Here is a 12485-nt window from a genome sequence, read left to right as displayed (position 1 = left end):
GGCGACAAGACGCACGGTCAAGGCACTGGTTTCATCGATGCCAATGCCGGCCTCCGGCCCATGTTCCGCGGCTTCGGCAAGGGCGCCCATGAGTGTGATTAATCGCAGCTCACGGCGGCGCTCGGACACATGGGTATCGACCAGAACATTGCCGAATAGATTCAGCCCGCCGCCTTTCCACCAGGTCAGATCATCTTCACGCAATGGCATCGGACAGCGCATGGCCCGTTCGCAGCCTTCGGGCATGCTGCCGTGGACGGCAATGGCGCCGTAGGCGAGGGCATTGACGCTGGTGCCGTTGGTAATCATGCCAGCTGTGCCGGACTGCACCGCAGCGCCGGCACTGGTTCCTGCTACGACCAGATCGCCGCGCAGAAACGCCGCCCGCACGGCCCTGAGCCAGGGATTTGGCGTGCCATCGCGGCTGAAAAAGGTTTGACGGTGCAGCCACTGATCACCGCCATCCAGAAACAGGGCTTGGACCGTATCCGGAACCGCATCAAGCGCCTTTGCATCGGTGCAGGCGGCCTTTTGTTCCGCATCCAGATCGGGGAAGACACGCTCTCGCCCCAAGCTTGAGAACGCATTCTGACGCATGGTCTGCAGAAAGGGACAGCCGCCGGTACCACCGAAGCGCGCTTCGGCCAGCGCGGCATCGACCGGCCACCAGACCGGTTCTGCACCGGCCTGGGCCAGCAGGTCGCGGTAGAAATCGACAGCATCGAAACCGTTCACGGACGCCGAGGTGGTGAACGCAATCCGGGGTTTCCGCCACGGGCTGCGCTTTCCGGCCTCGGCGACCAAGTGCCGGAACAGGGCGGCATCATAAGGCCGGTTACCGCCGTCAATGCGGACCTGTTCGCGTTTGCGTGCGCCGTTGTGTTGCTGCAGTTGCTCGAATGCCGACAGAATCAGATCCTGCTCTTGGGTCAGCAATCGGTTCCAGGTGTTGGCATCGGCACGTGCAAAAGCGTTGCTGAGTGATTGTGCATCGAACAGGGTATTGCCTGCGGTGGCATGGGTATTGTCCAGCATAGTCTTGAGGGCTGCCCGTCCGGGCGCGCCGGGACGTGCTTGCCAGTAGGCCGGATCGAGGATTTCGTTAAAGCGTTCAGGTGCAATACGGTATTGCGGCGCGTCGCGTGCTCCGGGAAATGTACGCTGGTCGGGCCGGCAATCATCGGCCAAAAGGCTCGAGCAGGTGCGGTAGGAACCGCCCATCAGAATCAGAGTGGGCGGCTCGGCGGCATGGCTGCAGACGGAAAACAACAGGAGCAGGGCGGTAATCGGGGATTTCACGGCGGCAGCTTCGTTCTTAAAACATCATCCTACAACATCATTTCGTTCCGTTCGAAGTACAGAGCATACGGAGAGCTTGCTCGCAGGGCGGGCAGAGATGGACTAAAATAAGCCATTAATCGTTGAGAGACGAGGTTGGTATGGCCGGAGGCTGGAGCCGCGACGGCGCCGTGCAGGACCAAATTGATGCCAGCGTTGAAGAGGCCATCGCCCGCGCGCGCGGTAAACTGGCCCGCGGCGAAAGTCTGAAACACTGCGAGGATTGCGATGCCGCCATTCCGGAAGCCCGCCGTAAAGCCGTCCCGGGTGTGCGTCTGTGCATTGACTGCCAGCGCACGCAGGACGCCGATACCTCCCACAGCGGCTACAACCGACGCGGCAGCAAGGACAGCCAGCTGCGTTGATCGTTTCCGCCCATTTTTTGGAATTGCCATGCCTTTGAAAAAACTGCCGCTTGGAACCGTCAACGGCTGGAGCCGAAATACCCTGATGCAGACGCTGGCCATCGAATGCCTTGAAATCGGCGACGATTATCTGGTGGCCCGGATGCCGGTCGATGCCCGCACGCATCAGCCGGCCGGACTGCTGCACGGCGGTGCCAGCATGGCCTTGATCGAAAGCATCGGTTCAATGGCTTCCAGCCTGCTGTTGGATTTGGATCGTGAACAGCCGGTCGGGGTGGAAATCAACGCCAACCATGTGCGCGCGGTAACCTCCGGTTTTGTGCGGGGCACCGGAAAACTGGTGCATGGTGGCAAACGAACGCATCTGTGGCAGGTCGATATCCACGATGAAGGGACCGGAAAACTGGTCTGTACCGGCCGGCTGACCGTCATGGTCGTACCGAAAGCCGTCTAAAATAGCCGGAATGGAATCCCTATTCATCTCCACCGGCGTCGTGGCGCTCGCCGAAATCGGCGACAAAACCCAACTGCTCGCATTCCTTCTGGCAACCCGCTTCAAGAAGCCGGTGCCGATTATCGCCGGCATTCTGGTAGCAACCATCCTCAATCACGCGCTGGCCGGCGCGCTCGGCGCCTGGATTACCGCCATGCTCTCGCCCGAAGTCCTGCGCTGGATTCTGGGCCTGTCCTTCCTCGGCATGGCGGTCTGGACGATGATTCCCGACAAGATCGAAGAGGAAGAAATGCAGGTCGCCCGGAAGTTCGGTGTATTCGGCGCCACCCTGATTACGTTCTTTCTGGCGGAAATGGGCGACAAAACGCAAATCGCGACCGTGGCCATGGCCGCGCATTATCCGAATCCGGTAATGGTGGTGATCGGCACCACGCTCGGCATGATGATTGCCGATGTGCCGGCGGTATTCATCGGCGACCGCTTCGCCGCCCGTATTCCGATGAAGCTGGTGCATGGCATTGCCGCGGCCATGTTCGCGGTGATGGGGCTGGCCACGCTGTTCGGCGCAGGGGCTGGCTTCGGCTTCTAGGCGCTGCTCCACGGGGGGTGGTTGCCTTGGAAAATGCTGATCATGTTCTTGCCCTTGCGTTTCGAATCGTACATGGCGTGATCGGCACTGCGCTCCAGGGCGATCAGGTCAAGACCGTGTTCGGGATAGATTGCGGCACCGATGCTGGCCGAGGCTTTCATCACCTTCCCGTCGATCTGGTAGGGTTCCGAGAGGGTCGCGAATAGTTTTTCGGCAATGGCGAGAATGCGTTCGGGCTGCTGGATGCCGCGCAGCAGAATGACGAACTCATCGCCGCCGACCCGTGCCACGAAATCGGATTTGCGCAGGGTAACCGTCAGCCGCTTGCCGAATTCCTGCAGCAATCGGTCGCCGATGCCGTGTCCGAAGCGGTCATTGATGTATTTGAAGTTGTCCATATCAATGAACATCAGGCAGAAGCTCGACTGGCTGCGTTCGGCATGGGCAATTTCGGTACGCGTATGGCTTTCCAGCAGCGATCGGTTGGCCAGACCGGTCAATCCGTCATGCACGGCCATATGCCGGACCTTCTCTTCGATGTCCTTCATTTCCTGGATGTCGTGCATGTAGCCATGCCAGAGGATGCTGCCGTCCGGTTTGCGCTCGGGAATCGATTTGGCCTCATGCCAGCGGTACTGGCCGCTGCTACTCCACAGCCGAAACTGCATATTCCAGGGGGCGAGGCTTTCTGCCGACTGCATGATGCTCTTCTGCACATTGGCGTAGTCGTCCGAGTGGATTTTCGCGAAGATTTTTTCTGAATCTTCCTTCAGCTCGCGTTCGTCGACGCCCAAGTTGCGGACACGGGTATTGACGTACGGGAAGTGCGTGGTGCCATCGGGCCGTAACCGGAACTGGAAAATGATGCTGGGAATGCTGTTGGCGATTTCGTCGATGAAATGCTGGTTTTCCAGCAGTTTTTCACCCATGCGGTCGCGCAGGAGCATCAGCATGCCGCCGGAAAGGCCGATGTTGGCGATGATTCCGGTCAGATAAGGCAGGGTGAGCATGATGTCACCGTTATTCATCATTTGGACGGTGACATCTTGGGTCAGCATCCAGGACGATCGGAAATAGAACGCGGCGATGACGGCGAGCAGCGATACCGCCATGAAATAGAGACCACCGCTATGGATGTTGTACCAGCGCGACCCGAGCATGTAGAGCACGACGCTAAACTGCAACGCATAGATGAATCCGGCGCTGATCACCAGTGCTGGAAGTTGGTTTCGCAGTAGTATGGAACTGACTATCATGACCGCCACCGGCAGCCAGTGGAGCGCGTACTTCAGACGGAAGTTCAGCAGCAAGCCGATGCTGATGGACATCAGCACGAATGCGACGCTCAGCAATATGCTCGGCAGCACGAAGCCCAGAATCGGTGGTATCTGCGTTCGCAGCATGCCGGAGACCAATGCTACAAAATGTAGCAGCAGCCCCAATGCCCAGTACCGATTGCTCTTACTGCCATGGACTTGGCTGGCGAAGACGAATATGGACAGCATCACCAGATCGACCAGGATGAAAATGATGAACAGGGTCGGCAGGTGCAGGTTCATAATGAAATTCCCTGCGGGGTTTGATCGAGGATGTAGCCGGTGAAATCTTCGGCCGGCATCGGCTTGGCGAACAAATAGCCTTGGCCGAAATCGCAGCCGGCTTCATGCAGCAGTTTTTCCTGGCCGACGCTTTCGATGCCTTCGGCCACCACGCGGATGCCGAGTTCGTGACCGATGCGGATGATGGCGCGGCAGATCGCCAGTTTCTGCATGGAGCCCTCGATGCCGTCGACGAAGGACTTGTCGATCTTCAGGAAACTGAGCGGCAGGCGTTCCAGCTGCGACAGATTGGAGTAACCCACACCGAAATCATCCATGGCCAGCTGGAAGCCGATCGATTCGAGGATGGCGATGATCCGCAGCATCTCGGGCGTCATGTTGAGCAGGCTGCCTTCGGTGATTTCAATGATCAGCGCCCGCGATGGAATCTGCATGGCCATGAAGCGTGCCAGCATCTTTTCTTCGTTTTCAACGCAGTATTCGAGATAGGCCGAAGGCATGTTGATGCTGATCTGGAAATCCGGGGAAAGCTTGTCCCGCCACTCCCAGAGCTGGACCATCACATGGTCGAGCACCCAGTCGGTGATCGCGATGATCTGTCCGCTGGCTTCCGCCAAGGGAATGAAACGGGCCGGAACCAGGAAACCGCGGGTCGGGTGGTTCCAGCGGATCAGGGCCTCGGCCTTGAGCAGGCGGCCGGTCTGCAGATCCAGAATGGGCTGGAAGTACAGCTCGAACTCGTCCATGTCGATCGCGGCGGTGATGTCGTGCGACAGGGTTTTGCTGTCGATGTGTTGATCGTGCATGTGCTGTCGGTACCGGACCGGCTGGCTCTGTTTGACGCCTAAGGCCCGTTGCAGTGCGATTTCGCCCCGGTTCAGCAGTTCGGCGCTGTCCTCGCTGTCGTCCGGCCAGACCGCGACCCCGATGGCCGGAGACGGCAGCACGGTGCTGCTGGTGCTCAGCAGTGGCCGGCGCAGCACATCCTGGATGGTGTCGATGCTGCGCATCATCAGTCCGTCGTCGGCCTCGGCATGCGGCAGCAGCACGCCGAATTGATTGCGTCCGGTGTGGGCGATGAGCGCATCGGCGCCGGACATGTCGCGCAGGCGCGCGACCAGACATTGCAGGATGAAGGTACGCTCGTTGGTCGAGAGGATGGCATTGAAGTCCTCGAGACGCTGGAAGTTGATGGCCAGCAGGAAGCGGCGCTTGCCATAGGGCTGGTCGGCGAGCGCTTTGCCGATCTCGGTTTCGAAGCCGTAGTTGTTCAGCAGGCCGGTCGCGGCATCGGTGACGGTCGCCGTTTCCCGGGCCTGGTAGCTCTGCAGCAGTTCCTCGTCCAGCTGCTGCGCCAGTTTGCTCAGATTGCCGGTGACCGTGATGATGCTGCTGTTTGTCCGGCTGATATACCGCATCAGAATCTGCATGATCACCAATGTGATCAGGGCGCCGATGATGAAACGGATCAGCAGTCGATTGCTTTCTAAATCGAGAAAATAGCCACCGACCGGAATGATCAACAGCACTGTTCCGATGGATAACCAGAGTGCACGGTAAGGACTCAGGACGATGTGGTACACCACGAGCACGGATGGCAGGAAGATAGTGGACAAGACGCCGTTTAAGATGAGGGCGGACAGCATGGTGGCAATGCAGGTGAACAGCATCGCGATCTTGGCCGGTTCAGAGTTTTGGTTGCGTGCTGGCAACATGCTCAAGCCGCTGAGCAGGAGCGCCGTGCCGGTGAAGATGCCGAGTTCCGGCACGCGCAGATAATGTCCGCTGCCAAACAGATCGGCCATCGCGCCCAGACTTTGCAGGATCACAACGATGGCAACCAAGATCGACGACCATCCGACCAGGCGCAGGGGCATCTGGCTCTGGCTGCGGTTGGCCGTTTGCAGCTGCTGCAGGGATTCCCGGGTTTCGCGCAGGATGCCGGCGACGTCTTTGCGCGGCGTCGGAGACTGATCTCTGTTAGCGGTTACGGTACCGTTCGCCATGACTACGACTTACCCCTATAGACGCCCTTCTGATTTCCTTCATTCGGGTGCATCTTGTTGATTCGTCTGGTGATGATAGGGCAAATCGGCCGCTAACTGCAAAATAGTTGTGAATTCTGGGGCGGCGGCTGTGTTTGCCGGCCTCGGGGCCGGTCAAACCAGGTTCAGATGGGAGGCCGGGCGTTGCGATTTCATCCGGAACAGGATTTCCAGATCCGCGGCTTTCAGCGGCTTCGAGAACAGGTAGCCCTGGCCGAAATCGCACTTGGCTTTGCTCAGCAGGGACTGTTGTCCCGGGTTCTCGATGCCTTCGGCGACGATGCGCAGGCCGAGTTCGTGACCGACTTTGATGATGGCCCGGCAGATCGCCAGTTTCTGGGTCGAGTATTCGATGCCGTCCACGAAGGATTTGTCGATTTTAAGATAGGAAAGCGGAATATCCTCGAGCCGGGAAAGATTTGAATGGCCGACCCCGAAATCATCGAGCGCAAATTCGAAATGGAGCCCGCGCAGATCATTCATGAGGTCGGTCATTTCAGGGGTGCTGCGAAGCATGCTGCCCTCCGTAATTTCAAGAACCATGCCTTCGAATGAACTGCTTATCGCACGCAGATTGCTGATGAATATGGCTTTGTCGGCTGCGCCATTTTCCAGGTATACCGCCGGGATGTTGACACTGATCTTGATGGGCTCCCCGAGGGATTCCCGCAGATTCAGCAATTTCGAATGGGCGGTCGCGATGACCCAGTCGGTCATTCTGAATATCAGGCTGGACGATTCGGCCATGGGAATGAAGTTATTCGGCGATATCATTCCCTTCACCGGATGGTTCCAGCGAATGAGCGCTTCGAATTTATGGATTTCGCCGCTTTTAAGGTCGACAATCGGCTGGAACTTGAGTTCAAACTGCGACAGCGATACGTCCGCGGCGAGGTCATTCAGCAGTTCATTGCGGTCTGTAATCGAGTTCAGCATGTTGTCGTCGAATTCAACGGCATTGATCCGGTTTTGCTCGGCGGCACTCGCCAGTGCGATTTCCGATTTTCGGACAGCAAGCAGGATGTCGCTGCAGTCGCTTTCCCAGCGGACATAACCGATGAATGGCGTTATCACGACTCTGGTCTGTCCGTGAGAAATCGGTTCCTTGAAGCCCTCGAACAGAGTGGATAGTCTGTCAAAATCCGGGCTTTCGAGGATTGCGATGTAATCGTTGCGGCCAACTCTCGCGAGAATCGATTTTTCACTGATACAGTTCTGGATTCTTCGTATTGTTCTACTCAATATCACATAGCGTTCTTTGTCCGGCAGCGTCGAGATGCTGTCGGAGAACCGATTGCAGCGGATGGCCGCGACAATCAGCTCTTCGCCGTTTTCGATCCTGGACAGAAGTTCCTGTTCACGCAGCGAAATTCCATAGAGATTGATCAGCCCGGATTCCGGCTCCTCCGAAATGGCTTTGTAATTCTCCTCCATGCTGAAGCGCAGGTCGCTTTCCAGTTTGCTTATCAGGCCATTGAGCCCCCCCGTTGTTTCCATGGAGTCGCTGGCAATCTCGGAAATATTGCGCATGATGAATTGCATCATCAGCAAAACGCTCATGCTTGCCCCGATCATGCGGATGTGGTGGCCGATGACTGTTTCGCCCCCGTGGAAATAGAGTGCAACCGAAGTCATGGCTATGGTGAATGCGGAAACGTAAAGTGACTGCCTGTACGGAAGCAACACGTGAATAAAAAGGATTCCGGCAGGAATCCATGGCAACGCGTTACTGCCGTTCATATAAACAGTGGTAATTGATGAAATCAGGGCGATCAGGGCAAATACACGCTTTACACGGATGGTTAAAAGCTTGCCGCCATACAATATCCTTATGCTGAAGATGATAAATATCAGGCCAATGACGAGGCCAAGCATGCTGGGCGCCGGGTCTGTTTTTTTGACCATCGGAATTTGAATGATGACGGTGACCGCCAATATGATTGCACCAAAAGCCGCTGCGCACAGGCTGACGGTACGCATGGACATGTGGGTTTGCAGATGCTGATATTGACGAATTGTGCGTATCAGCTCTCTTGCTTTCAGGGCAAGCGCATCACGGTCGATTAACCTGAGTTTTTCGTAGCTGTATATACCCATTTGGCATCCCCTCGCCGAATCAAGAGATTTCTGGCCTTGTACAGTTCACAAGGCATTTGGGGTAAGCTTCCCTGTTGATTTCCTAATTCTGCGCTGTTCTGGATCAATGTCAACATGAATTATTACAACACTCAGGAATTTTCCGATGATTAAAGCCCAATACACCGAACGTGGCCCCGATCCGCAGGCATCGATTACCGCTGTTAAATCACCGACGCCGGAGCCGGCCGCTGGCCAAGCCTTGTTGGAAGTGTTGGCGGCCCCCATCAATCCTTCGGATGTGCTGACTTTGACCGGCCTGTATGGCATGTTGCCACCTTTGCCCGCAGTCGGCGGCAATGAAGGGGTGGGTCGCGTGCTCGCACTCGGGCCGGACACCCAAGGTCCGTCCATCGGACAGACCGTGCTGCTGCCGGTCGGCTGCGGCACCTGGTCAACGCATGTGCTGGCCGATGCCAAAACCCTGATGCCCCTGCCGAACGAGGCCGATCCCCTGCAACTGGCGATGATGACGGTCAATCCGCCGACCGCCTTGCTCATGCTGCGTGAATTTGTCGATCTGCAGCCGGGCGAGTGGGTCATCCAGAATGCCGCCAACTCCGGTGTCGGTGCCTATTTGATCCAGCTGGCGAAAGCCCGTGGCCTGAAAACGGTGAATGTGGTGCGCCGCGAATCGGCGGTGGCCGGTGTACGCGAAACCGGCGGCGATGTGGTGCTGGTGGATGCGCCGGACTTGGCCAAACGCGTGCGCGAAGCCACCGGCGGTGCGGCCATCCGGCTCGGTATCGATGCCGTTGGCGGATCCAGTACCGACCATCTGGCGATGTCCTTGGCCGAGGGCGGGGTGTTGGTCAATTACGGCGCGATGAGCGGCGAACCCTGCCAGGTATCGCCAGCCTCGTTCGTGTTCCGTGATGTCACGCTGCGCGGGTTCTGGCTGTCAAAGTGGTTCATTGGCAGTACGCCCGCACAGCGCATCGCGGTATTCGGTGAAGTCGCCACCCTGATCGCCACCGGCAAACTGAAATCCCGCGTTCAGGCCACCTACACCATCAATCAAATCAAAGAGGCCGTCGCTGCGGCCGCTGCCGGCGAGCGCGACGGAAAAATCCTGATTGTTCCGAACGGCTGATTCGGTTTTCATTTCAATCGCAAATAGCCCGTATAGTGTCAGGGTATGCGTGCTCTCGAATCTTCTCGATTGACGCTGATCGGAGAAACCGATGAGTGAGAATATTGAAAAAATCAATGCCAAGCTAGCCGTGTTCGAGCGGGAACTGGCTGAATTGCGCGGGTTGTATGAAGGTGTGAATAAACGTTATCTCGCAGCCTTATCGGCATTGAGCGGACTGACCCACCATGCCGCCGAAGCGGCCAAGCGCGCGGCCCGTGCCTGCGAGCAGTCCCGCATTGCTGCCATGAATGCTGCGGAAGTGGTGAAGCAAGCGCGCTCCGAAAAAATCATGCTGGTGGTACAGGTTGCCGCCGCTGCGGCCTCGACAGCCGCCATGGCTGCCGTCGAAGCCGCCGCTGCCGCCGCTGCCGCTGCCGCTGCCGGGGCTGTTGCCCATCAGGCCGAGGAATCCTCGCTCAAGGCCTCCGCCGAAGCCGCAGAGGCCTCACGCATTGCTTCCGAAGCTGCAGCGGAAGCCGTGCGCTTGGCCAATCAGGCGAATGACATCGCCAATTCGGATAAACCGTAATTTCGGATTGATTTCCTCTGCCACGTACTTCGTCACTTAGCCTGTGTGTTTCCCGAGACGCTTGAGAGTGAATTCCCGGGAAATGGGAAACAACCCACAAAAAACCCCGCCGAAGCGGGGGTTTTTGTTTGGTGGAGGTGGCGGGAGTTGAACCCGCGTCCGAAAGCGCGCCATTTCCAGCACTACATGCTTAGTTCGTTGTTCAGTCTCGTCGGCAGGCAACACAACGTACGAAGCACACCTGCAAACATACCCGCTTTAGTTGATTCCGGGCTGACGGGTCGCCACCTGGAACGGTTCCATGATAATGACCCTACACCGACGAGCATGGACACAAGTGGGTTCGGGGCGAAGCCTTAAGCGGCTAAAGCGTAGTTGTCGTCGTTGGCAACTAGAGTTTTGCTACTGGATTAACGAGGAAAGTCGCCCCCTCGGCATGCGCCAAATAACTTTGCAACCCCCGTCGAAGCCAGAACACCCCCGAAAGCGGTAACACAAATTCATTCAACACACCCAGTATGGGACTTTCCACCGGCTTTTTCAATGGCCGATGAATCGGTGTTCAGATACGGATCGGACCATCAGGCGTTCTTGTTGTGGCGGCGCATCACGCGCTGCTGCTCGCGCTGCCAGTCGCGGTCCTTGCTGGCCTGACGTTTGTCGTGTGCCTGCTTGCCCTTGGCCAGTGCGATTTCGAGTTTGACCTTGTTGCCTTTCCAGTAGCAGGCGGTCGGAATCAGGGTATAGCCGTCGCGCTCGACCTTGCCGACCAGTTTGTCGATTTCATGCCGGTGCAGCAGCAGCTTGCGGGTGCGCCGGTCATCGGCGATGACATGCGTGGAGGCCGACAGCAGCGGGGTGATCTGCGCACCGAACCAGAGAATTTCGCCGCCTTTGACCACCGCGTAACTCTCGCTCATGGCCAAGCGCCCGGCGCGGATGGCTTTCAATTCCCAGCCCTGCAGGCTGATGCCGGCTTCAAAGCGCGCTTCCAGATGGTATTCGTGGCGTGCGGTCTTGTTCAGGGCAATCGTTTTTTGGCCTTGGCTTGCGCTATTCTTGTCGGTATTCTTCTTCACCATTTGGCTATTGTCGCCTATTTTGCTTAACGCAGGAACGTCATGCCGCAAATCCAACGCCACGCCCTGGTCCGCCATTCCGCCAAACGCATGTATGATCTGGTCAATGCGGTCGACCGCTACCCGGATTGGTTCACCTGGTGCAGTGCTTCGGAGGTGCTTGAGCACACCGAATTCGTCATGCGTGCGCGTTTGGAACTGCGCATTGCCGGTATACGCAGTGCCTTCAGTACCCGGAATTCGCTCGAACCGACGCACCGTATCCGAATGCAGTTGGAAGAGGGCGCATTCAGCCATCTGACCGGCGAATGGATTTTCCACGCGCTGGCCGAAGATGCCTGCAAGGTCAGTCTGAATCTCGATTTCGAGGCCAATAGTCTGCTGTCGCCGGCCTTCGCCATGGGCTTCCAAGGGCTGGCCGACCGCATGGTCGATGATTTCTGCCGGCAGGCCGACCGCGATGACTGAAATGATTCCCATCGAAATCGTTTATGCCGAACCGGACCGGGTCTGGCGGCAGGAGCTGCAGGTTCCGGCCGGTGCCAGCGTGCAGCACGCATTATCGGCATTGGAACACCGACTTTTTCCGGAAAGTCTCCAGGTCTCCGAAGAATTTCTGGCGGTCTACGGCCGACGTGTCCGCTTTGGCGATCGCCTGCACGCGCATGACCGCATCGAATTGCTGCGGCCGTTGACCCGAGATCCGAAAGACACCCGTCGTTTGCGCGCCGCCGACAATCCGCTGAAAAAGCCCGCACGTTAAACACAAAAAAGGCGGCCTGAGCCGCCTTTTGGCTGAAGTCACGCGAATCAGCGTTTCTTCTTTTTATCGTCTTTGGGCAGATTGCCGAACTTGGCCATTTCCGCAGCCAGCTGGGCATCCTGTTCGGCAAAATACTCGCCTTCCCAACGTGCTACATTGTCGCCGTCGAAATGCACGGTGAAGGTTTTTATTTGGGTTTGTCCGTGGCCACGGCGCTGGGTGGCGATGTAATCCCAGCGGTTTTTGTGGAAGGGGTCTTCCACGGCCGGGGAGCCGAGCAGGCCATAGACCTGCTGTCGTGACATGCCGGCAGCCAGTTGTTCGACACTGGTTTTATCCAGCAGGTTGCCTTGAAACACCGGCTGTTTGTAAACGAAGCGGCAGCCGCTGATCAGCAGTACGGCAAAGGCGAGGGGAAGGAGCTTACGCATGGCACTCTTCACAATTGTTCAGACCTCAATGATACACTAGCTTACGACCGCCGTAGACGGAA

13 protein-coding genes and 1 other RNA gene are annotated in these 12485 nt (G+C 57.6%); 7 read left to right on the top strand and 7 right to left on the bottom strand.

What is annotated here, in order from left to right; genetic code table 11:
* On the bottom strand, positions 1-1299 hold a 1299-nt coding region (locus ACIQ1A_RS08250), incomplete at its 3' end, for a hypothetical protein (protein WP_395770589.1).
* Positions 1300-1439: 140 nt separating this feature from the next.
* Between ACIQ1A_RS08250 and ACIQ1A_RS08245 the strand changes: the two genes are divergently transcribed.
* From ACIQ1A_RS08245 to ACIQ1A_RS08235, 3 genes are read left to right on the top strand one after another with little or no spacing between them, the layout of a single operon-like run.
* Positions 1440-1703 carry a DksA/TraR family C4-type zinc finger protein gene (locus ACIQ1A_RS08245; RefSeq protein ID WP_395770588.1) on the top strand — a complete coding sequence of 88 codons (264 nt, stop codon included), beginning with the start codon at positions 1440-1442 and terminating at the stop codon, positions 1701-1703.
* Positions 1704-1731: 28 nt separating this feature from the next.
* On the top strand, positions 1732-2157 hold the full coding sequence (locus ACIQ1A_RS08240) for a hotdog fold thioesterase (protein ID WP_395770587.1): 426 nt from the start codon (positions 1732-1734) through the stop codon (positions 2155-2157).
* 10 nt (positions 2158-2167) lie between these two features.
* Positions 2168-2746, top strand: coding sequence for a TMEM165/GDT1 family protein (locus ACIQ1A_RS08235; RefSeq protein ID WP_395770586.1), 579 nt, complete (start codon positions 2168-2170; stop codon positions 2744-2746).
* Here the strand turns inward: ACIQ1A_RS08235 and ACIQ1A_RS08230 are convergent.
* The 3 genes from ACIQ1A_RS08230 to ACIQ1A_RS08220 form a co-directional block, all read right to left on the bottom strand.
* Positions 2743-4305 carry a diguanylate cyclase domain-containing protein gene (locus ACIQ1A_RS08230; protein ID WP_395770585.1) on the bottom strand — a complete coding sequence of 521 codons (1563 nt, stop codon included), beginning with the start codon at positions 4303-4305 and terminating at the stop codon, positions 2743-2745. The two genes, ACIQ1A_RS08235 and ACIQ1A_RS08230, sit on opposite strands and share 4 nt — an antisense overlap.
* Entirely contained in the window at positions 4302-6311 is a 2010-nt protein-coding gene (locus ACIQ1A_RS08225) for a putative bifunctional diguanylate cyclase/phosphodiesterase (protein ID WP_395770584.1), read from the bottom strand. The genes ACIQ1A_RS08230 and ACIQ1A_RS08225 overlap by 4 nt, the downstream gene beginning before the upstream one ends.
* A 153-nt stretch (positions 6312-6464) precedes the next feature.
* Positions 6465-8447: an EAL domain-containing protein gene (locus tag ACIQ1A_RS08220; protein WP_395770583.1), complete on the bottom strand. Its 1983-nt coding sequence runs from the start codon at positions 8445-8447 to the stop codon at positions 6465-6467.
* A 145-nt stretch (positions 8448-8592) separates the two neighbouring features.
* Here ACIQ1A_RS08220 and ACIQ1A_RS08215 point away from each other — a divergent pair, with 145 nt between their 5' ends.
* Both ACIQ1A_RS08215 and ACIQ1A_RS08210 read left to right on the top strand, forming a co-directional pair.
* Entirely contained in the window at positions 8593-9579 is a 987-nt protein-coding gene (locus ACIQ1A_RS08215; protein WP_395770582.1) for a zinc-dependent alcohol dehydrogenase family protein, read from the top strand.
* A 91-nt stretch (positions 9580-9670) separates the two neighbouring features.
* Positions 9671-10150, top strand: coding sequence for a hypothetical protein (locus ACIQ1A_RS08210; RefSeq protein WP_395770581.1), 480 nt, complete (start codon positions 9671-9673; stop codon positions 10148-10150).
* 129 nt (positions 10151-10279) lie between these two features.
* On the opposite strand, the gene ssrA is transcribed toward ACIQ1A_RS08210, so the two are convergent.
* Positions 10280-10632: a transfer-messenger RNA gene (gene ssrA, locus ACIQ1A_RS08205) on the bottom strand.
* Positions 10633-10731: 99 nt separating this feature from the next.
* Positions 10732-11232, bottom strand: a complete 501-nt coding sequence (gene smpB, locus ACIQ1A_RS08200; RefSeq protein WP_395770580.1) for an SsrA-binding protein SmpB — start codon at positions 11230-11232, stop codon at positions 10732-10734.
* Positions 11233-11271: 39 nt separating this feature from the next.
* On the opposite strand from smpB, the gene ACIQ1A_RS08195 reads away from it, so the two are divergent.
* Complete coding sequence (locus ACIQ1A_RS08195) at positions 11272-11697, top strand: type II toxin-antitoxin system RatA family toxin (protein WP_395770579.1); 426 nt, start codon at positions 11272-11274, stop codon at positions 11695-11697.
* A 1-nt stretch (position 11698) separates the two neighbouring features.
* Complete coding sequence (locus ACIQ1A_RS08190) at positions 11699-11992, top strand: RnfH family protein (protein WP_395770578.1); 294 nt, start codon at positions 11699-11701, stop codon at positions 11990-11992.
* Positions 11993-12039: 47 nt separating this feature from the next.
* On the opposite strand, the gene ACIQ1A_RS08185 is transcribed toward ACIQ1A_RS08190, so the two are convergent.
* The gene (locus ACIQ1A_RS08185; protein ID WP_395770577.1) at positions 12040-12423 is read right to left on the bottom strand and encodes an outer membrane protein assembly factor BamE; all 384 of its coding nucleotides are present in this window, start codon (positions 12421-12423) and stop codon (positions 12040-12042) included.
* Positions 12424-12485 lie beyond the last annotated feature (62 nt).

It is taken from the genome of Arenimonas sp. (genome assembly GCF_044353605.1).
In the GTDB taxonomy this organism is placed as follows: domain Bacteria; phylum Pseudomonadota; class Gammaproteobacteria; order Xanthomonadales; family Xanthomonadaceae; genus Arenimonas.
This window is presented reverse-complemented; position numbering and strand designations above follow the sequence as displayed.